The 24,024-nt window shown below is 38.1% G+C and carries 27 protein-coding genes, 1 tRNA gene and 1 pseudogene; 5 read left to right on the top strand and 24 right to left on the bottom strand.

What is annotated here, in order from left to right; translation table 11 throughout:
* Positions 1–201: 201 nt before the first annotated feature.
* Genes GM552_RS01925 through GM552_RS01905 form a run of 5 tightly spaced genes read right to left on the bottom strand, consistent with a single transcriptional unit; the run spans position 202 to position 3,656 of the window.
* On the bottom strand, positions 202–1,167 hold the full coding sequence (locus GM552_RS01925; protein WP_155565037.1) for a HesA/MoeB/ThiF family protein: 966 nt from the start codon (positions 1,165–1,167) through the stop codon (positions 202–204).
* A complete protein-coding gene (locus GM552_RS01920; RefSeq protein WP_155565036.1) occupies positions 1,167–1,769 on the bottom strand; it encodes a thiamine phosphate synthase in 603 nt (200 codons plus the stop codon). Before GM552_RS01920 ends, GM552_RS01925 begins: the two co-directional genes overlap by 1 nt.
* Positions 1,769–2,533, bottom strand: a complete 765-nt coding sequence (locus GM552_RS01915; protein WP_198195128.1) for a thiazole synthase — start codon at positions 2,531–2,533, stop codon at positions 1,769–1,771. Before GM552_RS01915 ends, GM552_RS01920 begins: the two co-directional genes overlap by 1 nt.
* A gap of 2 nt (positions 2,534–2,535) precedes the next feature.
* A complete protein-coding gene (gene thiS / locus GM552_RS01910) occupies positions 2,536–2,733 on the bottom strand; it encodes a sulfur carrier protein ThiS (RefSeq protein WP_155565035.1) in 198 nt (65 codons plus the stop codon).
* A 5-nt stretch (positions 2,734–2,738) separates the two neighbouring features.
* Positions 2,739–3,656, bottom strand: coding sequence for an FAD-dependent oxidoreductase (locus GM552_RS01905; RefSeq protein WP_155565034.1), 918 nt, complete (start codon positions 3,654–3,656; stop codon positions 2,739–2,741).
* Between the two features lie 328 nt (positions 3,657–3,984).
* Between GM552_RS01905 and cynS the strand changes: the two genes are divergently transcribed.
* Complete coding sequence (cynS, locus tag GM552_RS01900; RefSeq protein WP_110439450.1) at positions 3,985–4,428, top strand: cyanase; 444 nt, start codon at positions 3,985–3,987, stop codon at positions 4,426–4,428.
* A 77-nt stretch (positions 4,429–4,505) separates the two neighbouring features.
* Here cynS and nrdG read toward each other — a convergent pair whose 3' ends face one another.
* From nrdG to GM552_RS01885, 3 genes and pseudogenes are all read right to left on the bottom strand, one after another.
* On the bottom strand, positions 4,506–5,012 hold the full coding sequence (nrdG, locus tag GM552_RS01895) for an anaerobic ribonucleoside-triphosphate reductase activating protein (RefSeq protein ID WP_155565033.1): 507 nt from the start codon (positions 5,010–5,012) through the stop codon (positions 4,506–4,508).
* Positions 4,999–5,166 (bottom strand): anaerobic ribonucleoside-triphosphate reductase, encoded by a 168-nt coding sequence (gene nrdD / locus GM552_RS01890; RefSeq protein WP_122124240.1) that lies wholly within the window; start codon positions 5,164–5,166, stop codon positions 4,999–5,001. The genes nrdG and nrdD overlap by 14 nt, the downstream gene beginning before the upstream one ends.
* A 27-nt stretch (positions 5,167–5,193) precedes the next feature.
* Positions 5,194–7,248: pseudogene (locus GM552_RS01885) on the bottom strand (anaerobic ribonucleoside triphosphate reductase); the annotation flags it as partial.
* A 446-nt stretch (positions 7,249–7,694) separates the two neighbouring features.
* On the opposite strand from GM552_RS01885, the gene GM552_RS01880 reads away from it, so the two are divergent.
* From GM552_RS01880 to GM552_RS01865, 4 genes are all read left to right on the top strand, one after another.
* Positions 7,695–8,312 (top strand): LysE/ArgO family amino acid transporter, encoded by a 618-nt coding sequence (locus GM552_RS01880; protein WP_155565031.1) that lies wholly within the window; start codon positions 7,695–7,697, stop codon positions 8,310–8,312.
* Positions 8,313–8,437: 125 nt separating this feature from the next.
* Positions 8,438–8,587, top strand: a complete 150-nt coding sequence (locus tag GM552_RS01875; RefSeq protein WP_155565030.1) for a hypothetical protein — start codon at positions 8,438–8,440, stop codon at positions 8,585–8,587.
* A gap of 37 nt (positions 8,588–8,624) precedes the next feature.
* Positions 8,625–8,762 (top strand): hypothetical protein, encoded by a 138-nt coding sequence (locus GM552_RS01870; protein ID WP_155565029.1) that lies wholly within the window; start codon positions 8,625–8,627, stop codon positions 8,760–8,762.
* Positions 8,763–8,956: 194 nt separating this feature from the next.
* Positions 8,957–9,976: a hypothetical protein gene (locus GM552_RS01865; RefSeq protein ID WP_155565028.1), complete on the top strand. Its 1,020-nt coding sequence runs from the start codon at positions 8,957–8,959 to the stop codon at positions 9,974–9,976.
* A 15-nt stretch (positions 9,977–9,991) separates the two neighbouring features.
* Here the strand turns inward: GM552_RS01865 and GM552_RS08855 are convergent, their stop codons facing one another.
* The 16 genes from GM552_RS08855 to GM552_RS01790 all read right to left on the bottom strand — a co-directional run bounded on the left by GM552_RS08855 (position 9,992) and on the right by GM552_RS01790 (position 23,594).
* Positions 9,992–10,141: a hypothetical protein gene (locus tag GM552_RS08855; protein WP_196424832.1), complete on the bottom strand. Its 150-nt coding sequence runs from the start codon at positions 10,139–10,141 to the stop codon at positions 9,992–9,994.
* Positions 10,138–10,491 (bottom strand): hypothetical protein, encoded by a 354-nt coding sequence (locus GM552_RS01860; protein WP_155565027.1) that lies wholly within the window; start codon positions 10,489–10,491, stop codon positions 10,138–10,140. The genes GM552_RS08855 and GM552_RS01860 overlap by 4 nt, the downstream gene beginning before the upstream one ends.
* Before the next feature lie 18 nt (positions 10,492–10,509).
* The gene (locus tag GM552_RS01855) at positions 10,510–10,782 is read right to left on the bottom strand and encodes a hypothetical protein (RefSeq protein WP_196424831.1); all 273 of its coding nucleotides are present in this window, start codon (positions 10,780–10,782) and stop codon (positions 10,510–10,512) included.
* A 37-nt stretch (positions 10,783–10,819) separates the two neighbouring features.
* On the bottom strand, positions 10,820–11,062 hold the full coding sequence (locus GM552_RS01850; protein WP_155565026.1) for a hypothetical protein: 243 nt from the start codon (positions 11,060–11,062) through the stop codon (positions 10,820–10,822).
* The gene (locus GM552_RS01845) at positions 11,062–11,316 is read right to left on the bottom strand and encodes a hypothetical protein (protein ID WP_155565025.1); all 255 of its coding nucleotides are present in this window, start codon (positions 11,314–11,316) and stop codon (positions 11,062–11,064) included. Before GM552_RS01845 ends, GM552_RS01850 begins: the two co-directional genes overlap by 1 nt.
* A 61-nt stretch (positions 11,317–11,377) precedes the next feature.
* Positions 11,378–12,574, bottom strand: coding sequence for a CotH kinase family protein (locus GM552_RS01840; protein ID WP_196424829.1), 1,197 nt, complete (start codon positions 12,572–12,574; stop codon positions 11,378–11,380).
* 166 nt (positions 12,575–12,740) lie between these two features.
* Positions 12,741–12,956, bottom strand: coding sequence for a hypothetical protein (locus tag GM552_RS01835; protein ID WP_155565023.1), 216 nt, complete (start codon positions 12,954–12,956; stop codon positions 12,741–12,743).
* Positions 12,957–13,057: 101 nt separating this feature from the next.
* Positions 13,058–14,074, bottom strand: coding sequence for a tail fiber domain-containing protein (locus GM552_RS01830; protein WP_155565022.1), 1,017 nt, complete (start codon positions 14,072–14,074; stop codon positions 13,058–13,060).
* A 1,050-nt stretch (positions 14,075–15,124) separates the two neighbouring features.
* Positions 15,125–15,216 (bottom strand) — tRNA-Ser (locus tag GM552_RS01825).
* An 89-nt stretch (positions 15,217–15,305) separates the two neighbouring features.
* On the bottom strand, positions 15,306–16,757 hold the full coding sequence (gatB, locus tag GM552_RS01820; RefSeq protein WP_110439438.1) for an Asp-tRNA(Asn)/Glu-tRNA(Gln) amidotransferase subunit GatB: 1,452 nt from the start codon (positions 16,755–16,757) through the stop codon (positions 15,306–15,308).
* Complete coding sequence (gene gatA / locus GM552_RS01815; protein WP_155565021.1) at positions 16,754–18,235, bottom strand: Asp-tRNA(Asn)/Glu-tRNA(Gln) amidotransferase subunit GatA; 1,482 nt, start codon at positions 18,233–18,235, stop codon at positions 16,754–16,756. The genes gatB and gatA overlap by 4 nt, the downstream gene beginning before the upstream one ends.
* On the bottom strand, positions 18,235–18,510 hold the full coding sequence (gene gatC / locus GM552_RS01810; RefSeq protein ID WP_155565071.1) for an Asp-tRNA(Asn)/Glu-tRNA(Gln) amidotransferase subunit GatC: 276 nt from the start codon (positions 18,508–18,510) through the stop codon (positions 18,235–18,237). Before gatC ends, gatA begins: the two co-directional genes overlap by 1 nt.
* Positions 18,511–19,255: 745 nt before the next feature.
* On the bottom strand, positions 19,256–19,567 hold the full coding sequence (locus GM552_RS01805) for a DUF3892 domain-containing protein (protein WP_162988538.1): 312 nt from the start codon (positions 19,565–19,567) through the stop codon (positions 19,256–19,258).
* Between the two features lie 1,386 nt (positions 19,568–20,953).
* Entirely contained in the window at positions 20,954–21,277 is a 324-nt protein-coding gene (locus GM552_RS01800; RefSeq protein WP_155565020.1) for a YnfA family protein, read from the bottom strand.
* 9 nt (positions 21,278–21,286) lie between these two features.
* A complete protein-coding gene (locus tag GM552_RS01795) occupies positions 21,287–21,799 on the bottom strand; it encodes a GNAT family N-acetyltransferase (RefSeq protein WP_155565019.1) in 513 nt (170 codons plus the stop codon).
* A gap of 169 nt (positions 21,800–21,968) precedes the next feature.
* Positions 21,969–23,594, bottom strand: a complete 1,626-nt coding sequence (locus GM552_RS01790; RefSeq protein WP_155565018.1) for an NAD(P)/FAD-dependent oxidoreductase — start codon at positions 23,592–23,594, stop codon at positions 21,969–21,971.
* Positions 23,595–24,024: the final 430 nt, after the last annotated feature.

The raw sequence follows: 24,024 nt of genomic DNA, 5'->3' as shown, positions 1-24,024 counted from the left end.
ATATTTAACTGAAAATGATATATTATTATTTATTATTATTAAAAACATTAGATATATTCAAGAATATCATTACAATTATATTTACAAACAATAATCGTTAAATTTGCTGAAAATTTTTGTTGATTGAATTAAAATATAACGTTTTTTGTATTATTAAATTACAATTTATTAGAATTTAATATAAATAATATTTTAAAAAAGTTAATCCGCTATGATGCCTAAATTTGTATAACCCTTAAATTGTAACTGATATGCTGCTTTAATAGCTCTTATCCCAGTCTTACAAATAAATACTATTCGTCGATCAGTCGGAAAATTACTATTTTCTATATTTTCGGGTTTCACCCGAACAACATGGGAATTAACACTGATTGGAGCTTCAATTTCATCCCGTAATTCAACCAAATAATCATCAACTTTGAGACTGTCCCTATCCAATAATGAAATAATTGTTTTTAGTTCAGGTTCTTCCGCATCATCAAAACAAATCTGACCAACTCTCCAGTTAATGCAATCTATATGGAACAAGTTTCCTAATGTCGGTTTGGAAAGCTTTAATATTATATTTATAGCCATTTCTGCCTGAATAGATCCCATAATCGCAACAACAGGTCCCATTACTCCAATATTATTACAATTATTGTTCGAAAACGAAGGTTTTGGAAAAACCGAGCGATAGCTTGGCCCACCACCACAAAAAGCCCCTACATATCCCTGAAATTCCAGAACAGAAGCACTTATAAAGGGAATATCCATTTCATAACATTTGTCAGAAAGAAGATACGTCACCATAAAATTATCAGCCGCATCTATAACCAGATCAATTTCACGCATTGCATCAGAAATATATGAAAAACTTAATTTTTGAGCATAAGCCTCGATATGACACTCTGGATTTTGACGATATAAAATATTCTGCATTACCAAAGCTTTATGTTTGCCAAGATCAGATTTAGAGTACATATATTGTCGATGTAAATTAGATTCCTCTACAATATCATGGTCATAAACCCTTATAAAACCTATCCCCGCTGCACTAAGTAATGGTAAAACCGTATTACCCAATCCACCACATCCTACAACTAATAGACGGGCCTTTCTTAATCTCTCCTGACCTTCGATACCAACCTCAGATAACATTATCTGTTTTTTAAACCGTTTTTCCATTAATTGATGACCTTTTTAATCTGTCTTTGCCAAGCATTATAACGATTGATTGGATCTGACGCAGTCTTAATATCTGTTACTACTGCCAAACTATCTGCACCCGCTTTCAGAATATAAGGAATCCGTTCAACTGTTAATCCCCCGATAGCAACCAAAGGAATATTTCTTATTCTCTGTTTCCATCTGTTCAGTTTTGATAACCCTTGCGGGTGCCATTTCATTTTCTTCAATACAGTCGGATAAATTGGTCCCAATGCAATATAGTCAGGGTAAAGCTTCAACGCAATTTCCAACTCAGATCTATCATGTGTGGAAATCCCATATTGAATTCCTGCATTTCGTATTCTGTTAAAATCTGTTTTTAATAAATCTTCTTGTCCTAAATGAACAAAATTTATACCCAATTCTAAAGCCAATTCCCAGTAATCGTTCAAAATCAATTGCGCACCATAACGTTCACAACAGATTTTTGCTTCCATAATATTTTGCCTCAAATCCGGCTGAGACATGTTTTTAATTCGTAATTGAATCAATTTAACCCCAACAGGCAATAATTTTTTAATTAATGAAACAGACTCTGTAACTAAATAAAATTTTTCCATTATAATGATAAATCCGCCAATCCATATGCTGGTGTTGAGGCATAGGCCATATTACGCTTTTCCATTAATCCCGCTTTATATGCTATCCGTCCCGCTAAAATAGCTTTGTTAAAAGCATCCGCCATTAGAATAGGATCTTTTGATTTCGCAATTGCCGTATTTAGTAAAATTGCATCAAAACCTATTTCCATCGCTTGGATTGCTTGACTTGGCGCTCCAATCCCCGCATCAATAATAAGGGGAATATTTTTAAAATATTGACGCATTGTTTTTAATCCTTCAATATTACGCAAACCTTGTCCAGATCCAATCGGTGCCCCCCATGGCATCAAAAGTTGACAACCTGCCTCTAATAACTTTTCACCAACAATTAAATCCTCGGTCGTATAAGGAAAAACCTCAAACCCTTCCTTTGACAAAATCCTGGCAGCTTCAACTGTTGCAAAAGGATCTGGTTGTAAAGTATCCGCATGACCGATAATTTCCAGCTTAATCCAGTTTGTTTCAAAAACTTCACGTGCCATCTGCGCTGTTGTCACGGCCTCTTTCACGGTATGGCATCCTGCCGTGTTTGGCAGAAACCTTTTTTTTGTTTTTGCTATTAACTGACGAAATTCAGAACCTCCCACCCCTTCCCTACGTAAACTGACAGTTATAATTTCTGCCTCTGAAGCATGAATGGCTTGTATCAAGATATCTGGCGAAGGGTAACCGGCAGTACCCAATAACAATCTTGAATGAAGATTTTGATTATAAAATTGCACAACTAACCTCCCTGCATTGGTGATACAACTTCGATTTTCATATTTTCCTGCAGCTGGGTCTCCTCATAACGTGCCCGAGGAATAAAATTTCCGTCGATCGCACTGGCAACACAAGATACATCCATATTTTTTTCCTTCAGCAAATCTGCCAAAGTCTTTACCTGTGTTGTAATGAATTCGCCATTTAAATATAACTTCATTTTCATTATCCCAAAATTTTCTTCACAAAATCTAATGCCAGAACCGGAGCAAGTAAAAAGCCATGTCGATACATGCCATTAATATAAAATTTACCATCCTGTTCAATAATCTGTGGAATATTATCAGGAAAGGAGGGTCTGCATCCTGTTCCTGTTTCTATAATCCTTGCTTCAGCAAAGGCTGGATGAATTGCATATACTGAACTCAGCATTTCTATCAGGGCCCTAGCACTTATGGGACTATCATCATTGCTTTCCACCATTGTTGCCCCTACCATAAATCGGCCATTTGCCCGAGGTACAAGATAACAGGGAAACCGCGGATGCAATAAACGAATTGGACGTAAAAAATTAACTTCGTGGCATTCAAAAATCAGCATTTCACCACGAACAGCCCGTAAATTTTTTAATGAACTGGTTGCCGCCATACCAGTGCAGTCAATGATCTTTCCTTTGGGCGAACCCGTATGAAAACTAACACCCTTATTTTTTAAATTTTCTTTTAGTTCCTGCAAGGCCAAGCGAGGATCGATAAAGGCCTCAGAAGGAAAAAACAGTCCCTCAGAAAAACGACCCTTCAAATCTTTTTCTATCTTACCTGGATCAACCCATTCATGACAAATGGTCATATTGGCAAACCGTCTTAATTCAGACATATCTCGAGGCGGCGCAATGACAATGGTTCCGGTTTTTTTTACATTGCTGACATGATTATCCCACCACTCAACAGATAATTGTCCATTTTTTACGACAATATCTGGAGCACTTTCCCCTTCACAAAATGGTGCCAACATACCGCCAGCAAAATATGATGCGGCCTGAATATTTGGATTTTCAACAACCTCTAGTTTTTCACCCTTTTCACATAAAGCTGTTGCAATACACAATCCTGTAACACCACTACCAAGAATAGACCAAGCCATTTATCCTACCTTATATAAATTGATCTCATAATCAATATTCAACTGATTATCATATGAAATGGATAAATAGAAAAGGAACAAGAAAGTGAATATGAACAATAATTAAAAAAATTTTATTATTATTAAATATTATTAAATTTTTATAAAATAATAATATTAATTATATAATTATAGATTGAAAATTATAACACATAATTATAACAAAAAACAAAATATATACTTTAAAACTATTGATAGTAAAAATAAAATATCCAAATATCACATGTCATTAGATTATCAAATTTAAGAATATTCAACTCAATGTAACATTTTTTATTTGGAAATTATCATGAACCGTCTACAAATCACAGAAAAAATAATTCAAACCAAAATTAGTAAAGACATTAAATGGTCTTTTGTTGCCGAAACCTTAGGATTAAGTAAGGAATATGTTACAGCCGCTTGTCTCGGGCAAATGCCTTTAAATAAAGAACAGGCCGTTCTGATCGCTTCTATTTTTGATCTGACAGAGGAGGAAACCAATTGGTTGACCGTTCCACCCAATAGAGGAAGTCTTCCAACTGCCATTCCTTCTGATCCAACAATATATCGTTTTTATGAACTAATTAATGTATATGGATCAGCCATCAAGGAACTTATTCACGAAGAATTTGGAGATGGTATAATGAGCGCCATTGATTTTTCAATGAATATAACCAGAGAACCTAATCCCAATGGGGATCGTGTTAATATTCAACTTAGCGGTAAATTCTTACCTTATAAAAAATACTAGATTTTTCAAAAATATCAGTATCATACTATAAATGATCCTTTATCCATCTATCGAGGATCATTTTTCATTAATTTAAATCAATATTTTAATTGATCTTTTATTCGTTGCCGATCCATTCTATATAAAATTCTTTGATTGGCACTGCCTCGAAAAGACAATTGCAAATCCCGTTGACTGATCTGAAATGGACCGTCAATCAAAATATCAGTCAATTCCAATAGATGGATAATTAAAGGATTGCATTTTCCCAGTTCCAATAATCGTTCATATGTATAACCCGTATAGGTAACCAGCGTTTTTCCTGTTTTCTTTACAATATTGGCAAGTAAAACAAGACTTTCCGCCTGCAAAAACGGTTCCCCACCCGAAAACGTCATGCCTGATAAAAGTGGATTATTCAAAAAGTCATTGATAATTTCTTGAATAGAAATTTCATAACCACTGTTTAGTGCATGTGTTTCAGGATTATGGCATCCGAAACATTGATGAGGACAACCCTGGGTAAAAACAACATACCTCAACCCAGGCCCATCCACGATAGATTCTGTTTCTATACCACTGATACGCAGTTTAGCTACAGCCATGCTTGACACGATCTTTTTCTTCGGCACGTTTGGCATTATTAAAACGGTCCAATGTACCAACCAAATATCCCGTTATACGGCGTGTCCTGGCAAAACTTATATCTTTTCCCACCATTTTGAATTTTTTTTGAACATGTTCTATAGGTTTAACCATATTGCATTTGCCCATTATTAACCCTCTCTAATTATAATCTGGAACATTCGAATAAATCTGTCTTAATTCGTTCAGTTTCGCGATACTGACCGCCTCACCATCTTTACGCCCGCAACGTGGGCATTCATTATCAATAACACCAACATACCCACAGACAGGATCTCTATCTAAAGGATGATTAATCGCCCCATAACCAATTCCAGATTGTTTCATGTAACGGATAATTATTTCAAACGCATCCAAATTTTTACATATATCACCATCAAGTTCTATATAGGTTATGTGACCACCATTGGTTAATTCATGATAGGGTGCTTCAAGTCCAATTTTTTCATGCGCTTTTACTGGATAATAAACAGGAACATGAAAAGAATTCGTATAATAATCCCGATCTGTCACTCCAGATATGACACCATATTTTTCACGATCCATAAGGACAAAACGGCCACTTAGACCCTCGGCAGGCGTGGCAATCAATGAAAAATTAAGTTTTGTTCTTTTTGCCGCCTCATCTGTTTTTTTACGCATATGACTGACAATTTTTAGCCCCAACTCCTGCGCAACCTCGCTTTCCCCGTGATGAAAACCCACCAAAGCTTTCAGGGTTTCAGCCAAACCAATAAAACCAACCGTTAAAGTGCCATGCTTTAGAACTTCAGCAACTTCATCATTTTCTGATAAATTTTCTGAATCGATCCATATCCCTTGTCCCATTAAAAAAGGGTAATTTTTCACTTTCTTACGACACTGAATTTGAAAACGATGTAAAAGTTGACGAAAAGATAGATGAATCATTTCATCGAGCAACTGAAAAAATAAATCTGTATTACCTTTTGCCTTCAGGGCTAGCCGGGGCAAATTGATTGACGTAAAGCTTAAATTTCCGCGGCCACATATTGTTTGTCTGTCCGGATCATAAACATTTCCCAAAACACGTGTACGACATCCCATATATGCAACTTCCGTTTTATAATCACCCTGTTTATAAAACACTTTATTAAAGGGAGCATCGATAAAACTGAAATTTGGAAAAAGACGTAAAGCGGACGTTTCCATCGCCAATTTGAATAGATCATAGTTTTTATCTATCGGATTAAAATTGATTCCTTCCTTTACTTTAAAAATCTGGACAGGGAAAATAGGCGTCTCACCATTACCGAGCCCCGCTTTTGTTGCCAGCAGAAGATTTCGAATAGCCATGCGACCTTCTTCAGAAGTATCCGTTCCATAATTAATTGAACTAAAGGGAACCTGTGCCCCAGCACGTGAATTCATTGTGTTCAGATTATGTATAAACGCTTCCATCGCCTGATAAGTGCGTCTCTCTGTTGTACCGAGCGCTTTTTTACATGCAAAGTTATAAGCTTTCTTTATTGTTTCTAAATCAACACCCAAATTCCCAAGTTGATATAATTTTTCTCCATAAGATTCTAAAAATTGAAGGCCAATAACACCTATCCGATGCTCAACCTGATCTTGAAAAACATCAATTTCCACACTTCCCAATTGTGTTTCAATTTGCAAAAAAATTGAAAAAACCTTCCAAAATTCTTGTCTGAATGTTTTTTTAACTCCATCCGCCATTGCATAATCAAAGTTGGGAACACTTTGCCCTCCATGCATTTCATTTTGATTGGCCTGAATGGCAATACAGGCAAGCGCTGAATAACTCTCGATTGAATTAGGTTCTCTTAAATAACCATGCCCCGTTGAAAAACCTTTTTTGAACAATTTAATCAAATCAATCTGACAACATGTTTCGGTCAACATGTAAAAATCCTTGTCATGAATATGAATGTCACCATTCTGATGGGCATGTGCAATTTCTTCAGGCAATATGTATTGATCTATAAAGAATTTTGATCCTTCGGAACCGTATTTCAACATTGTGCCCATAGCGGTATCCCCATCAATATTCGCATTTTCCCGCTTAATATCTTCATCCTGGGCCGCTGTAAAAGTCAATTTCTTGTAAATATCCATCAATCCAGTTTCATTTGAGAACACCGGATCAGGTTTCTGAATGCTTAGAACAGGCTTCATCGCAATTTTGACACCTTCATCACGTGTTAACATATTCCAAACAACTCCCTGGTATTTATTTTACTCTACAGTTAATCAATTCCTATTTTGTGGGATCGAAACTAAAAATTCAAACAGGCTTATTTTGCATATTCAAGTCTATCGAATTCACTTGAAAAATAACTCAAAAAACAATTGAACCCTTTTATATAAATATTTTCGAAACCTTTCTTTAATACTATATATTGTATGTAAAAATTTTTAAAGAACTATTTATAGATATTTTTTATTAAATTATCTATTTTTGCTTGACTGTTGAATTTCATTTTATCCTATCCATCTGATCTATTTGAAACCTCTGCCAAAGCGACTAAATATTGAAAATTTATTCATTCATTTGACCTAGACACATGGATAAAATTTTCCAAATATATATAATCCTGGCCAGATCCAACCTCATTTTATATATCTTATATCTATTGATTATTATCCTTAAGAGACCGTTCATGAATTTATCAGCTGTCATATCTGGTTTCCTTACAACCGCCAGTCTGATTATGGCAATTGGTGCGCAAAATGCCTTTATACTGCGACAGGGATTACAACAGAATTTTATTGGCTTAATCATCATTATCTGTTCCCTGTCCGATATTTTACTGATTTCATCAGGCATTGCAGGAATAGGCAAGATTGTTCAAACCTGTCCTCAACTGCTTCAATTCTTCCGTTATGGAGGGGCATTGTTTTTGGCTGCCTATGGTTTAATGGCGGCCAAAAGAGCTCTGTCAACCGTTGAAACCCTAAATCCGACAAAAGAAAAAACAGCAAGCAGAAATAAAATAATATTGACCTGTTTGGCGTTTACCTTTTTAAATCCGCATGTTTATTTAGATACAATGATTCTGATCGGCAGCATTTCAACACGTTTTGCAGGTATTGGCAAATGGTTCTTTGGCATGGGGGCCTGTATGGCAAGTGTCACCTGGTTTACATTGCTAGGATATGGCGCAAAGTTTTTACAACCCTTTTTTCAAAATCCCCTAACCTGGAAATTGCTTGAGGGATTTATTGCATTGCTTATGTTTTTCTTGAGCTATATGTTAATTTTTCATTCAACAAACTGATAAATCCAGAAATCTGATTGGTCACATTAAAAACCGTAATTCATTTGATATAAATGATAAAACACTTATTAATTTAACGAAATAGCATTATAATGTAACTGTATCATAATATAAGGAATTCAATTATGCTAAGAAAACTGGAAAAACTGATTTTATTTACTTTATTTGTTCTATTGATTTACCGACTGGGCAAGGCCACAATTACATTGTCACAAAAGGAGAATGGCTGGTCCTTTGATATTGATTTTAAAACACATCCATTAGTTCAGAAATAAACTCTTGATCTATTCATTCGTTGGGAAAGTTCAAATCATGACCAAAAATAAAACCTCTAAAGTAGATAAAATTGTCCCCTCAAAAAAAACCGACAACATGCCCAACAATAATAAAAATGATAAGCTGATTCCTGACAAACCTTTGGTTGACAAAATCAACAAAACAAATAAATAGATTTGATTAAATACAAATAAAGTTCTCTTGTTTTATTTCCTTTATTTGTATTTAAAATTGATCATTATCAATATGTTTATTAATACCTATTATATTAATATTAATTAATTTTATCTGTTTTTCATTATTTTTTAATAACAAAAATTTTATTTGAATCCATTTGTTACAAATAATATAAATTAGCTTTCAACCTCATGATTACATCTAACTCAATAATGCACAAAAAAATTGTATTTTGCGACCAAAATATATTAAGTTTTTTTACAAATTATTCAAAGCTAGAAGAGACAACAACTAATTCAAATAATGATGTATTAAATGAAATAAAAAAAAGAGACAAGAGAAATGTCATTTTTAATTTTGTATTTACTTTAACAGAATGTAATAAAAAAACTTTTCCTACCATTAAAGATAGGAATCTGTATATTTTAGATAACTTTAAAAAAATTTATTTGGCTTCTAAAAAATTACTAAATTATGCTGAAACAGATATTCGTAAACTTGAAAATGCTTTTAAAGAAAGTTCTAAAAATTACAACGAAAATGCGTATGTAAATTTACTTGAAGCCTTAGATAAAATAGAATTATATCAAGAATTCTTAAAAAATGTTGTACCTCAACTAGTTAATGAGGTAAAAGATGAGCTAACTTATGAAAAAAGTAAAAATATTGTAAAGAAAGCCGTACAATTTAATATTCGTCCTGCTCACCCTATTGTAATTATTTGTATCTTAATATTATGTAAATATGATAAAAATCTAACCAAGCATGATGCTAAAATTAGAAATATTATTAAACCTAAAAAAAATTATAATAATAGTGATGCTTACAACGCTATAAATGATATTTATTTTGCATTTTTTCCTATGATTTTTTGTAATTATATTCAACTGTGGGATAAAGTAAACACTTATGAATATGAATGTTTAACCCAAGATAAAAGTTTACAAAAATTCTGTAACGTAATTAAAGATCTATATGAAATTGTGTATACAAGGCTAACTTTAAGTGGTATAAAACTATATCTTGATAAAAAATTTTTCCCATCTTTATCAGAGGATCAATACAATGATTTGATTAAATTGATTAATTCACTTTTCAATTTTCAAAAAAATTACCTTAATATACCAATTAGAAATCTTTTAAATCTTACTTCAAGAAAAGAATTTCTTCTTTTTACAACTAATTTAAATCAACACTTTATAATTTATTAAATCTACTGTCTCTCACTAAATCCTGACAATAGCACAGATGGAGTGAATGACCATGCTTGACGGTATGCAGATCGCTATGATCGGAATGACCCATGGATCATGAATCTTGATCCATTCACAATTGTTCAGCCACCACCATTTGCAAAACTCATAGACTGTATTCATAATCCCTTATGACCCCCGCCAGTATCCTTGCCAGGGTGTAAAGGTTCACCAGCGCGAATGTTCCCCAGGCCACAATGCCAAAATGCCAGTGCCTCTCGTAGACAAGCATGTTCAGCACCCCCCACAAAAAAAGGGATGCCGCCAGAAAAGAGGCCACACCCCTCCACCTGAAACTTCCGCACATCAATGAAACAAGCTGCAGTGTCCCTGTAAGTATGAATGATCCTTCCCAAATACAGGCCGGAAGGATAGCCCTGAACCCATTGACGAATGAATAGTGAAAGATGCTGCCGGCCATGAAATATGCAAGCGCATACATTCCCGTCATGACCAGCAGTATCGAGCTCCACCACTCACCCGGGCAATGGTTACGATGTTTTTGGTGCCGCCTGTTTTCCATTGGTGTCATCCCCGTTCTTTCCATCTTTTCCGATCTGCCTGTCTGGCAGCCTGAAAGAGGCCAGCAGATGAATGATAGACCACAGCCTATGCAATCCACTTTTTGGATCAGGCTCTTTCCAGAACCGTATGACAAGGGTGCACAGGGTCACGATGAAAGTGACAACCGCGACAACATCACCCGCCACATTACTGGGCAGGACATTGATGATATATTGTAGAAGCTCGGTAAAAAAATCCATCTGTTCTCTCCTTTTCTATGGACATAAAAAAACCACCCTAGCGGTGGCTGGTATCTCTGGTGTTCTGGCAGGCCATGATCATGTCACGCTGTCTTTTGTAATCCAGCAGGTAACGGCCGATCTCGCTGTCAGGTTTTAACGCCTTGATCTCGCTGGAAAGCTTTTCCTGTGACTGGGGCGTGTAATCCCTCAACGGCGGGCATTCAATCTGGTAGACAACACGTGGCGATGACGAGCATGCCGCAAGAAAAACCGCCGCAAGTAAAATAATAGGTTTCATCAGAATTTCCCTTTCTCCAGCACATCTTCCAATTCATCCATGTTTTCAGGTGAATGATTGGCTGCCTGCTGCATTGCCTGAACAGTCCGAAGGGTCTGCCGGTCATTCCTGATGACTTCATCCTGTGTCCTGATCAGGTTGTTTCTATTCGCTGTCCTTCGTCCTGTCAGGTAAAGAAGTCCCGCCATGATCCACCCTTTCCCTTTCCATAAAAAAGAGCATACAGACTTGATAATGAGTATGATATTTGCCATCTGTCTTTCCTTTTCCAGACGAAAAAAACCACCCGTTAAGGTGGCTTCTCAATAAGAATAATCAATTATAGTACTTGAATTGCTGATCCAGCCATTGGATACGGCGTTTGGCAAAATTCATGATGAAACTGACCGACCATTTCTTTCCATCATCTGAAATAACCTTGCCATTTCCTATTCCGACATCTGCATCCATTGCCCATAATTCAAGGTCTTTCCTCATCATGTCAGGATTGATGAGATCGGTTGTATCCTTTATGATCCTGTTGAAGGTTTCAGCCGATATCTTTCCCGTGTCTCTCAGATAACGCCATCTCGCCCGTATTTCCGGTGTGAAACTGTTATGGATGGTTTCAAAGAATATCGGATCCTGCCGGTCAAACATCCTGTCCCATTTCGTCACCCAGCCCATCTTGAAAGGATCAGTATCCCTGGCACTCAGATATCGATCGACAATACCGAATGTCTGATCCTCATCGTAGGGATATATATACATGACACCCGATACCGGCGTGGCATTCCAGCTGCATAGCATGAAATTGTTCACCAGACTGTCAGGGGAAAAACAGACCTCGCAGAGCAGGATATAGTCAATGAAACATTCAAGATCGATATATTCCCGATATGTCTCCTTCATGCTCACCCTGCCCGCGATACAGTCCGAAGACCATCGCAGGAATCTTTTCAGGAAACTGACACTGTCATCCGTATTTGGATCGGGCGAGTATATCTCCCATTCTTGAGGATTGTAGTTGCCGTCTGTCCAGAACGTGCTGGCATGATCGGGCTGGGCAAGGAAATGTCTTGGGTTTGATGAATCAATCAGGTACTGGTCATTGTCATTGTCAGACCTTATTATATACATCCCAAAGAATTCCCCGTCATGATACAGTTCACAGGGAAAACCGGCCGTTGAAAACAGCACTGATGTTCTCATTCCAAGATTGTCCCTGTCATAATAGGAATAGGCGGATTCAGGGGCAAGGCAGCCTTTTTCATCCCTATGAAGATTTCTCCATATTTCCGTGGTGATTGTGTCTCTCAACAGGGTTCTGTCTGCCGCATAACCCTTCAGAACCAGACCATTCAAGGGTGTCCAGTCCCCTATTTTCACCTTTAGTTTTTTACCTGTCTCCGCATTCCTGAACTTTATCTTGAAGTTTTTCTTGGTGGCGTTCAGGCTTGTCTGTCCCTGCAGTTTCCATGTTCCTGTCGAGGAAAACAGGGGTATTGTTCCCTCGAAAACGGAAACACTCATGTCCACACCGTCCTTGCTTGTTGGAATATCCCCCCTGATAGAGACCCTCCATGGCCTGTTCGGTTTCGATATCACGATATAGTCCCAGTCACCCGCCTTGTTGTCATTTCCATACTGGACAAGGCTTCCGTTATTGACAAATCCTGTTGTGGGTTGTTTAGCTAGATCAGCCATAAATCAGTCTTCCATAAAATTGAGATGTAGCATCGAACATAATTTCCATGATGGTCATTATTAATGCCCTTGTGTCGATAAAAAATTGCCTGTCCTGCCAGTAAATGGGTGTATCAAATTCAACAACACAATTTCCGTCACCGAATTGTAGCAACACGATAGTCATACGCTGCATCTGGCTTGTTTGCTGACTTGCAAAAGAAATCACGTATATGTTCTACACCTGGACATGATAGGCAATATCATCCTAATCGGGATAATCCAGACTGATGTCTGGTTCCCTACCGAAAATATTGTAGATGGTTGTTATTATTTACCGTTCTTTACCTGTAATGATGCGACCTGTTTTTCCAGTCTGTCGATCTTCTGTTTCATGGATTGTATCAATACGCAAAGTACTTCTTCATATCGCAGGGATTGACGATATGCCTGTTTCCCATTCTCATCCAGAACAGGTTGGTACTCGCTTCTGGTTACAGCTTTCCCGCTGGCATCCTTTTTTCCGATATCGACCTCAATGTTCCTGAAAACCCTGTCCTGAATCCACATACCGTAATCAGATGGGTTCAGCCCCGCATCTGTCAGAACCCTTTCGACATCCTGGGCAATAAAACCGTTATGCAGACGCGCCTTGTCCTCACCTTTCTCATTGATGGAATCATTCAGTTTATAGGTATGGATATTCAGATTATAGATTGCATCCAGCAATTTTTGATTGTCTGCATCCCTGTCATCGCCAAGGTTGGCAAGAACCTTCTTTTCACTCGCATCAGATGTGACACTTACCGCGGTTTTTGAATAAATGTTGTTCCAGGCATGGTCATTCATGCCAAGATCACTACTTCCATCACTATCCGCATGAAATGCGTGCCCCATAAAGGCTTTATAAAATTTATCTTCAGTGGTCCATATGGCTTCTCTCCCAATAATCGTATTATTCAGAACATAATTAAAATAAATTGATTTGACTGGTGCAACAAATGTATTGCCGTTCTCGTCAATTTTATGACTAAAAAACAGATTAACGATACCATCATCCTGAATACCGAATATATTTGATTTATTTTTATCCAATATTGTAGGATTACCCGCCGTAAACGCATCTTTTTTATTAAAATAAACTTCTGTATCAATATCTTTTATTTTTTCAGCAACCTTTTCAACTGAATGCTTGGTATCAACAGATGTTTTGGAAATTCCAACAATCTGGCTAGTTATTTCATCAAGAGATTTAGCCAAAGTTGATAACTTTTGTGATGTGTTCTTTCCATCAGTACAAACAGTACATGCGGAGAGATCCAGATCCTTTGGAGAATAATTAACCATTCAAATATCCTATTAAATTAAATTTTGATCAATAAATTACAGATTCACAACAAGCTGCTGTTTTTAAATTAATTCTTACCGTCAGCGCTTCTCAAATAACTGTCTTCTGTCGTAATCTTGACGTCATATCCACCATCATTACCCACAGGATGACTACAGTTCATATCAAGTATCTTAAAATACAACTATATAAAATGAGATCAGGTTCTTTATTTAAACTTTTTCTTTAGATAAAAACACAAGTGATTGAGCAACTTAATAAGGTGTTGTTATTGTATTTGACACTATTTTTTATTTAACGGTCAAGATTTCTAAAATAATCTTATAGAAAAACCTCTAAAGAAATTTTTGCTACTTTCTTCTTAACGCCAAAACACATAAGTGTTTTTAATGATTTATCTCAAATATAGGCTTTTCTCAATATCTAGCTATATTTTTAACTTTATCCATTAAAATGGATATACCCCAAGATAGAAAAAATATACCTTAATATTAAATGCATTTAAATGTTTAATTATTATAGGTAATGAATAAATCCTATTTTATTTCTCATTACTCCGATGAATAAAAGATTTTCACATCTTCAAACAAAAGAGTTTATCTTTTTTATTAAATTATATTTTAAACACCATATTTAAGAATTGGTTTTTGTGATAACCAGATATAAACCACGTTCATAAAGTTTGTTTCTACCCTTTTCCTGATATTTGGCTGTTTTTAGGCTTTGTCCGTTAACATCGATATACCCCAGAATATACCCCAATATTAAATGCATTCAAATGTTTTATAATGTGGGATAATGTTTGGAAATTTACTTAAAAATGCTAGTTTTCTGCGGAAAATATGAGGTACTATGGGATAATGTTTTTTAACTGTCAGAATTAACCTTTGAATCTGTCAACACGATTTGTATACCCACTTTCCTTGAATTTGTACCCACTTTCTATCGCATAATCTGTCATGAACTGGCAAGAATATGATAGATAAATATGGGTTTTTTAGGAAAAACAAGGTATTTGTCAGGAATTGGCAATATTCAACATATGTAACTGGCGGAGGGGATGGGATTCGAACCCACGGTACGGCTTACACCGTACAACGGTTTAGCAAACCGTCGCCTTCAGCCACTCGGCCACCCCTCCGCAAGAAGAGCCTGCCTATAACACGACGTTTGCTTTTACCGTTTCTAATCATTTATTCGAGGACTGTCAATTTCCTTTTTTAATTTTTATCAAGATAAATGCTTTTTTAAAAGCTCATTGACTATTGCGGGATTGGCTTTACCCTTCATTTCCTTCATAACCTGTCCGACAAAGAAACCAAAAAGCTTGTCTTTACCTGATTTATATTGTTCAACCTTATCTGCATTGACTGACAGAATATCGGCAATCACTTTGTCAATTGCCGTAGTATCCGTTACCTGTCTCAAACCTTTGCGTTCCACGATATCCGCAGGCATATCACCTGTTTCAACCATATCCTCAAAAACCTCCTTGGCAATCTTACCATTGATGGTTTTATCAGCGATCAAGTCCAGCAAAACACCAATTGCCTCAGCCTTTACAGGACTTTCTTGGATTGACAGACCCTTTTTATTCAGTACGGCAAACAGTTCGCCTGTGACCCAATTAGCGGCCAAACGCCCATCCCGACCCTTTGCAACAATTTCAAAAAAATCGGCAATATCTTTTTCAGCTACCAGAACATTGGCATCATAACGGGGCAATCCATACTCATTCTGGAAACGGTCTCGTTTTGCATCCGGCAATTCAGTCAGGGTTGCCTTGAGATGGTCAACGTGAGATTGCTCAACGACCAGAGGCAGCAAGTCCGGATCTGGGAAATAACGGTAATCATGGGCGTCTTCCTTGCTGCGCATCGTACGGGTTTCCCCCCTGGCAACATCGAATAAACGGGTTTCCTGATCCACCTCTCCCCCATTTTCATAAATTTCCACATGTCTTTTGGCTTCAATTTCAATTGCCTGCATGACATACCGAATGGAGTTGATATTTTTCAATTCGCAACGCGTACGATATTCCTCACCGTGCTTACGGACAGACACATTCACATCCGCACGCATTGATCCCTCCTCCATATTTCCATCACAAGTACCCAAATAGCGCACAATCGCACGGATTTTGCGTAAGTAGGCACCTGCCTCTTCCGGTGAGCGCATATCCGGCTCACTGACAATCTCCATCAAAGCCACACCAGAGCGATTTAAATCAATACAGGTCTCTTTTGGGGCAAGGTCATGAATGGATTTTCCCGCATCCTGTTCAAGATGCAAACGGGTAATACCAATCTTCTTGACCGTACCGTCATCCAGTTCGATCTCGATTTCACCCTTGCCAACAATAGGATGCGTAAATTGAGAAATCTGGTATCCCTGTGGCAAATCGGCATAAAAATAATTCTTGCGGTCAAAACGGCTTACCAGATTAATCTGGGCATTTAACCCAAATCCTGTACGAATGGCCTGATCAACACATTCACGATTGATGACGGGCAACATACCGGGAAAAGCGGCATCAACAAGACTGACCTGCGTATTGGGTTCACCACCAAAATGCGTGGAGGCACCTGAAAACAATTTGGCCTTACTGATAACCTGGGCATGGACTTCAAGACCAATAACAACTTCCCAGGATCCTGTTGACCCTTCAATCACATAACTCATAGGGAAACTCCAGAACGAATGGCGGGTTTATATGTGAAATTGGCAGCTTTTTCCATTGCTGACCCAACAGCAATCAGGGTCTCCTCATCAAATGGACGACCCAGCAACTGCAAACCCAGGGGAAGACCCTGGTCATTTAACCCGGCCGGCAAGGCCAGACCAGGCACTCCGGCCATACTGGCGGGAACGGTGAAAATATCATTCAGATACATTTGTACGGGATCATCCTGATGTTCACCTTTGGCAAAAGCGGCTGATGGTGCCGTTGGTGTCAAGAGAACATCCACCTTTTCATAGGCATTCATGAAATCCTGATAGATAAGTTTGCGAACCTTCTGCGCCCGGAGATAATAGGCATCGTAATAACCGGCCGACAACACATAAGTACCCATCAAAATACGGCGTTTCACCTCTGTACCAAAACCCTCTCCGCGTGTATTCGCATAGAGTTCCTCAAGACTTTTTCCACTGACACGGCGACCATAGCGCACCCCGTCATAACGGGCCAGATTGGATGAGGCTTCAGCAGGGGCAATGATATAATAGGTGGCCAATCCGTATTTAGTATGAGGCAGGGAAACATCCACGATCTCGCAACCGGCCTCTTTCAACCAGTCAATTCCCTGCTGCCAGATTGCCTCTATTTCAGATGACATGCCAGGAGCGCGATATTCTTCTGGAATACCCACACGCAACCCCTTCAATGAACGGTTACAGGCCGCACGATAATCCGGAACCGCCCTGTCCACGCTTGTGCTGTCTTTTGGATCAAAACCGGCCATTGATTGCAACAAGATTGCACAATCCTCAACGGTTTTTGCCATGGGCCCAGCCTGATCAAGCGAGCTGGCAAAGGCAATAATGCCCCAACGACTGCACCGCCCATAGGTTGGCTTGATTCCGGTGATACCGCAATATGCTGCCGGCTGACGAATGGAGCCACCCGTATCCGTTCCGGTTGCCCCCAGAGCCATCCGCGCCGCCACGGCAGCCGCGGAACCACCAGAAGAGCCGCCGGGAACCAGAAACGCATCATCATTTTTGCGTTTCCATGGATTTTCAACGGCACCGAATGCCGAATTCAGGTTGCCGGATCCCATTGCGAATTCATCAAGATTGGTCTTGCCCAAAAAAACGGCTCCATTCCTCAATAAATTCGAGGTCACCGTACTTTCATAGGGTGGAACAAAATTTTCCAAGATACGGCTGGCGGCGGTTGTTGGAATATCCCTTGTACAAAAAAGATCCTTGATCGCCAAAGGAATACCGGTCAGTACCGGCGCATTCCCCGAAGCCAGTTTTTCATCTGCCACCTTGGCCTGACCAAGGGCGACCTCTTCCGTTACCGAGATATAGGCATTGATCCGGCTGTTTAACTGACCAACCGCCTTCAGATGATCCCGTGTCAATTCCTCCGCGCTGAATTTCTTTTGACGCAGGCCCTCGACCGCGTCTGTAATCGTCATTTCTGTCAGCATTATTCAACCACTTTCGGAACAGCATAAAAATCGGCAATACGTTCTGGAGCATTGGATAAAACAGCCTCACGGCAATTGCCATCGGTAACCTTATCATCACGCATTCTCAATTGTGCATTTTCTGCCCCAACCATTGGTTCAACCGCAGAAACATCCAGCTCGTTCAACTGCTCAACCCAGTGTATTATACCCCCCAAATCCCGGGCATAGGTTGCCAGTTCTTTTTCCTTGACGGCAAGTGCAGATAATTTAGCGACCCGTTGGACAATCTTCATGTCCAAGGAATCATCCTTTTTCTTATCAGTCAATTCTTCCCTCACAATAATAATAAAATTTCAAAATGAAAAAATCAATTTTAATCCATCTATATCAAAAGATCAAAACAAACCTTTTTCCCAAATATTCATATTAGCTATTTAAATTGGCCGGATGGGGTTACAATATTAAAGGGGGCAAAAGAATAACGGTTTGCGGAAACCAGACCGTGCAAAAAGGATAAAAAAAACTGAATGATTTTCACTCGATATTCCAGAATCTGATTCAGGAATAACTAATAAGCAAAATCACCCAGCCTGAAATTTATTGATAAAAATATTTCCATTAATGCTAGGAACAAATCCCTTGTATCAATGATAATATTGAATCTATAAATATAAAATTAACGTTAAATAACCTAAGAATTTAAAGTAATAAATTACAATTACATTAAAATCAAATCAAAATTCAGGTAAATTACCTAAATTATCTTTTAGTTACAAAGTTTTTATCACATTCCCAGATTTGTAATTTGACAATATGAGAATGATCAATATTGTAACATAATGCTGTAAAAATTTAGTTCGTGCATTTACTCATGATAAATACTCCTTAAATTAATGATATTAAATAATACATTATTTCACCGCAACAATATAATCACAACTGTTTAACATTATAACTAGGTAAAATTAATAAAATTTGCTTAAATGAAAATAACCGATAATGGATAAACTGGATGTATTGGACATATTTACGTGAACATTACAATTCGGGCAAATTTCCCAGATTATCACGGGTTTCCGGATTGGCATCGGTTCGCAGGAATTTTTCATTTCCAACCGTTACAATACCGACATCACCGCCCTTTTCCCATTTCCCATCCTCACCTTTATATTCGGTGATAAAAACCAGGTTCTCATTGTCAATGGCATTAATGATATCAGCCCTTGACCGTATATCCGGACCGATCAGTTCGGCCCCGATATGTCGCCAGCACTTGAATGCAACGATATGTGAACGTTCATTATTGTATCTTACTTCGGTAATTACGTAATCCACCCATTTATTCATCATAAAATACTCCATAAATATAACGATCTTTAACAATATATTAACTACGTGAAACGATCAAATCACGAAATTATCAAATTTTTGTTAGGAGAAATAACATTTGCGCCATTAAACTGAATGGACAATAATAAACAGATTTTAATATATATTTGAAATAATTCATTAAATCGAATTTCAGATATAGAATCCATTCCGATACGAATAACCTTTTTATCCGCAATAAAGGGAATGGGACAAATTTTAATTCGTTTAAAAAATTATTTGCAAAAGGGAATTTTACACGTATAGTAACAGAAGCATCCGGCGAATAACGCCTTGATGCGGTTGAATAAGATGCTACAACATCTTACCCAACCTAATCATCACAGACCAAGTTTTGAACGGAATCTGCAATGACTGATTTGAATTTATATCACACTGTTAGCCCTTTCGCTATCACCAAAAATAAATTTTATTCAGAAACCAACCCTCTCATTCTGCGGTTTACTGCACATTTGGGGAACAGGTCCGTTTGTTCGCTGGATGCCGCATTTATTTAATTTCCATTAAATTATTAAGGAGAACCAACGAATGAATTTATCCGTATATTTAGCATTTCCATCAGGATTCACGTAAGTGGCCGTTCCCTTGCTTAATTGTTTTTAAAATACAAAAATTTTATTTCCCCCGGTTTCATGACCCTGAAGAAGCCATTTTCTACCGGGGGAATATATGAGATTTTTCAATGATTTTCAGGTTATTTCCGTATTTTTATAAACAGTGTTATTTTCATTCATGCAAATGTTGTATTGACCAGAATTTTGTCTCCGGATTTTTCCCTTTTCATACAATCTCTTTTTTGGGTATTTTTTTGATAAATCCGACATGATCCTGTCACTGGATAAAATTGAAAATCTGGATATCAGTTCCCATCATTTTTCAATAAAATCTTGTGGTATAAAAGAGCCTGTTATTTTTCGATTCCGAAATATTTATTATTGTTTCAAAAACGATCAATTTTTTTTGAAATTTTGCCATTTTATAAAAAAAACCTTTGTTTTCCAAGCGTTATCTCTTTTATTTTACTAAATTTTATAGGAAAATCATAGGTATCAATATTGACGCAATCGGTCATAAATTGTATAAAAGTCATGTGATTTCATATATTAGCTCATAGTAGTTGGTATTTCATTGTTTGAGTTCAAATTTATAGGCTGATTTTTTCATCGAGAAATTTCTTATAACTGAATTCATTAATAACCTTTTGTGAAATATCTTTTATTACGTTGATATTTATTTTAAGCACTTTTTTGCCCAGGCATTTTATTATTATTTGCCTGGGATTTTTTTAAATTTCGATATTCAATCCGCTTTGTCCCAAAACCACATTCCATTGATCCCTACGGTTGATCAGCCCCTGGGCATGAACAAGATAATGGATACTCCAGCCAAACAAATCAGCATTCCCAGAATATCCCACCGATCCGGTCGTGTATTTTCAACAATCCATAACCAGAACAGGGAACATAAAATATAAATTCCACCATATACAGCATAGGCACGCCCCGCCAGATCAACCTCCACCAACGTCAGCATCAGGGCAAAAAATACCAAACTGACCATTCCAGGTACGAGCCACAAGGGCGACTTCCCCAAACGTGCCCATACCCAAAAAGAAAAGCAACCGGCAATCTCGGCAAAGGCCGCAATACAATAAAAAAACAGGGATTTCATAAAATTATCCTACTCCTGAGGAATGTCAATCAGAAGTTTTTCCATATAAATTGCATCCTGACCATAGGTCATCAATTTACTCTGCAACTTTTCGGAGGGAACAATTGCCCCAAATCCCTGTTTCTGCCAAAAACGGAAGGAATCCTGAATGGAAACAAGGGATGCATGACGGTATTTTTTCTTATGAGCAATATTCATGAATTGCCGCACCAAAATACTTCCAACTCCCAGCCCTCTTGATTCTGGATGAACGGCCAAATCATGCAGATAAAGGCAATCCGCCCCTCCTGCCAAATCGCAAGTTTCGCTATCCAGGGCGGGAGGTTCACCCGACATGACGGGAATGGCCAGCAAATACCCCCTGACCATGTCCCGCTCTTTCACCACAAAACAGGTATCAGGACTGGCAATGATTTTTGAAGCCATAGAAAGCCGTGATTCAGGCTCAATCGCATAATAACATAACATTTGAATGGCCATTATCTGATCAAGATTAGCCAATTGAGCGGCATGAATTTTCATTATGCAGATTTCTTTCCTTTATTGTCTCATCATTCCCATCATCTGACTTTAACCCAATATTCAAAAATCATCAAAGTGAACATTGAAACATTAATTATGAAGGTTGCAAAGATGAATCCGGATCACATCCCAAACCAACAGTTTGTCTGTAGGGATGTAATCCCTCGATCTACTGATGATTGTCGTGGATATTCTGGGCAACTTTTTCGGCAATCTTTATCCCGTCAATGGCCGCAGACATGATACCGCCCGCATATCCAGCCCCCTCTCCCGCAGGATAAAGTCCGGAAGTATTTACACTTTGCCCATCATCCATTCTTGGAATACGAACTGGCGAGGATGTTCGCGTTTCCACACCGGTCATTACAGCATCAGCAAAATTGAATCCGGACAATTTACGATTAAATGCAGGTAATGCCTCCCGTATTCCATTGATAACAAATGAAGGCAATATCTCCGCAAGATCATCGGGTTTCACCCCCGGTTTATAAGAGGGAACAACCGAACCCAATGTCTGGGTTACCCTTCCAAGCAAAAAATCCTCCACCCGCTGAACCGGTGCTTTGTAATTCGCACCCCCCAGCTGAAAAGCTTTCCGCTCCAGATTTCTCTGGAAGGCAATACCCGCCAGGGGATGGCCTGCATAGTCCCGTTCCGGCTGAACACCCACCACGATTGCAGCATTGGCATTTCTTTCCGCCCTGGAATACTGGCTCATTCCGTTTGTCACTATTCCCCCCTCTTCCGAGGCCGCCGCAATCACCGTCCCCCCCGGACACATACAAAAGGAATAAACCCCCCGCTTGTCTGCATCATGATGCACCAATTTATAATCGGCCGCCCCCAACAGCTGATGTCCCGCCTGTGAACCAAAACGGGCCTTATCAATCAGGATTTGTGGATGCTCAATTCTGACACCAACAGAAAAAGGTTTTGCCTGAATCTCCACGCCATCTTCATAAAGGGCATGCATCATCTCCCGCGCACTGTGTCCAGTCGCAAGAATAATATGATTTGTCTGAATTTCCTGCCCATCCGCCAATCGAACCCCGACAATCTGGCGATTTTTATTCATCAAAATATTTTGTACATAAGTATTAAACCGGTACTGACCACCAAAGGATTCAATTTCCTGACGAATTTTCTCAACCATACTGACCAACCGAAACGTACCAATATGAGGTTTGGATATGTAAAGAATTTCCTCAGGCGCACCTGCCCTGACAAATTCTGTCAACACCTTGTGACCATAATGATACGGATCACTGATCTGCGTATGAAGTTTGCCATCGGAAAAGGTTCCCGCACCTCCCTCTCCATATTGGACATTGCTGTCAGGGTTGAATTTTGACTGACGCCAAAATGCAAAAGTGTCGACCGTTCTTTCCCTGACCGGTTTCCCACGTTCAAGAATCAAAGGACGCAAACCCATCTGTGCCAGTAACAACCCCGCCATAAACCCGCAAGGCCCCGCACCAATAACGACGGGACGAACATAGCTGGCCTGACTAGCAATTTTTTCACCAGTCTGCCGGGACATCACGAACTGATACCGAACCTCTGGTGTTTTTGATAAATTGCGATCCAGGGAATGATTGCGTAAAAATTCCTCTTCATTATCAATGGAACAGTCAATGGTATACACCAGTTGAATGTCCCCCCGTCGGCGCGCATCATATCCCCGCCTTATTACCTGATACTCGCTGGGAAATTGTTTTAGACGATTATACAAGGCCTGTTTCAAATCTGCTTCATCATGATCCAAGGGCAGTTTCACTTCTGTAACTCTAACCATCTTTAAAACCAGATTTTCTTTTCATCCTAATTGTTCTTATCCTCTTAAATCCCTGATTGCAGAATATCGCTGTTTATATCCTGAACAATCCCTAAAAGACAATCATTAAAATAGGATTCAAATACCCATATTCAATATAATTTCCACAGATTGACCAAAACAGGTAAATGTCCAATCAAAGACACAAAGTCCTCATCCACACTTTACATCAAACATTATGTCATATTGTATCGAAATATTAATGCTGGCCATCATATTAATCAATTATACATATCAATAATCTTGTCATATAAATAATGATTAATTGACTTATATTAAATTGTAATTAAGTCAATAGCTATATAAACACAATAAAAATTATAGTAGTGCATTAATTTTGCAAATAATAAATCTTATTATCACTATATTTTAATTATAATTTTTCTATAAA

The organism is Commensalibacter sp. ESL0382 (genome assembly GCF_009725775.1).
Lineage (GTDB): Bacteria > Pseudomonadota > Alphaproteobacteria > Acetobacterales > Acetobacteraceae > Commensalibacter > Commensalibacter melissae.
The sequence above is the reverse complement of the archived record's forward strand: the minus strand, read 5'-3'. Positions and strand labels throughout refer to the sequence as shown.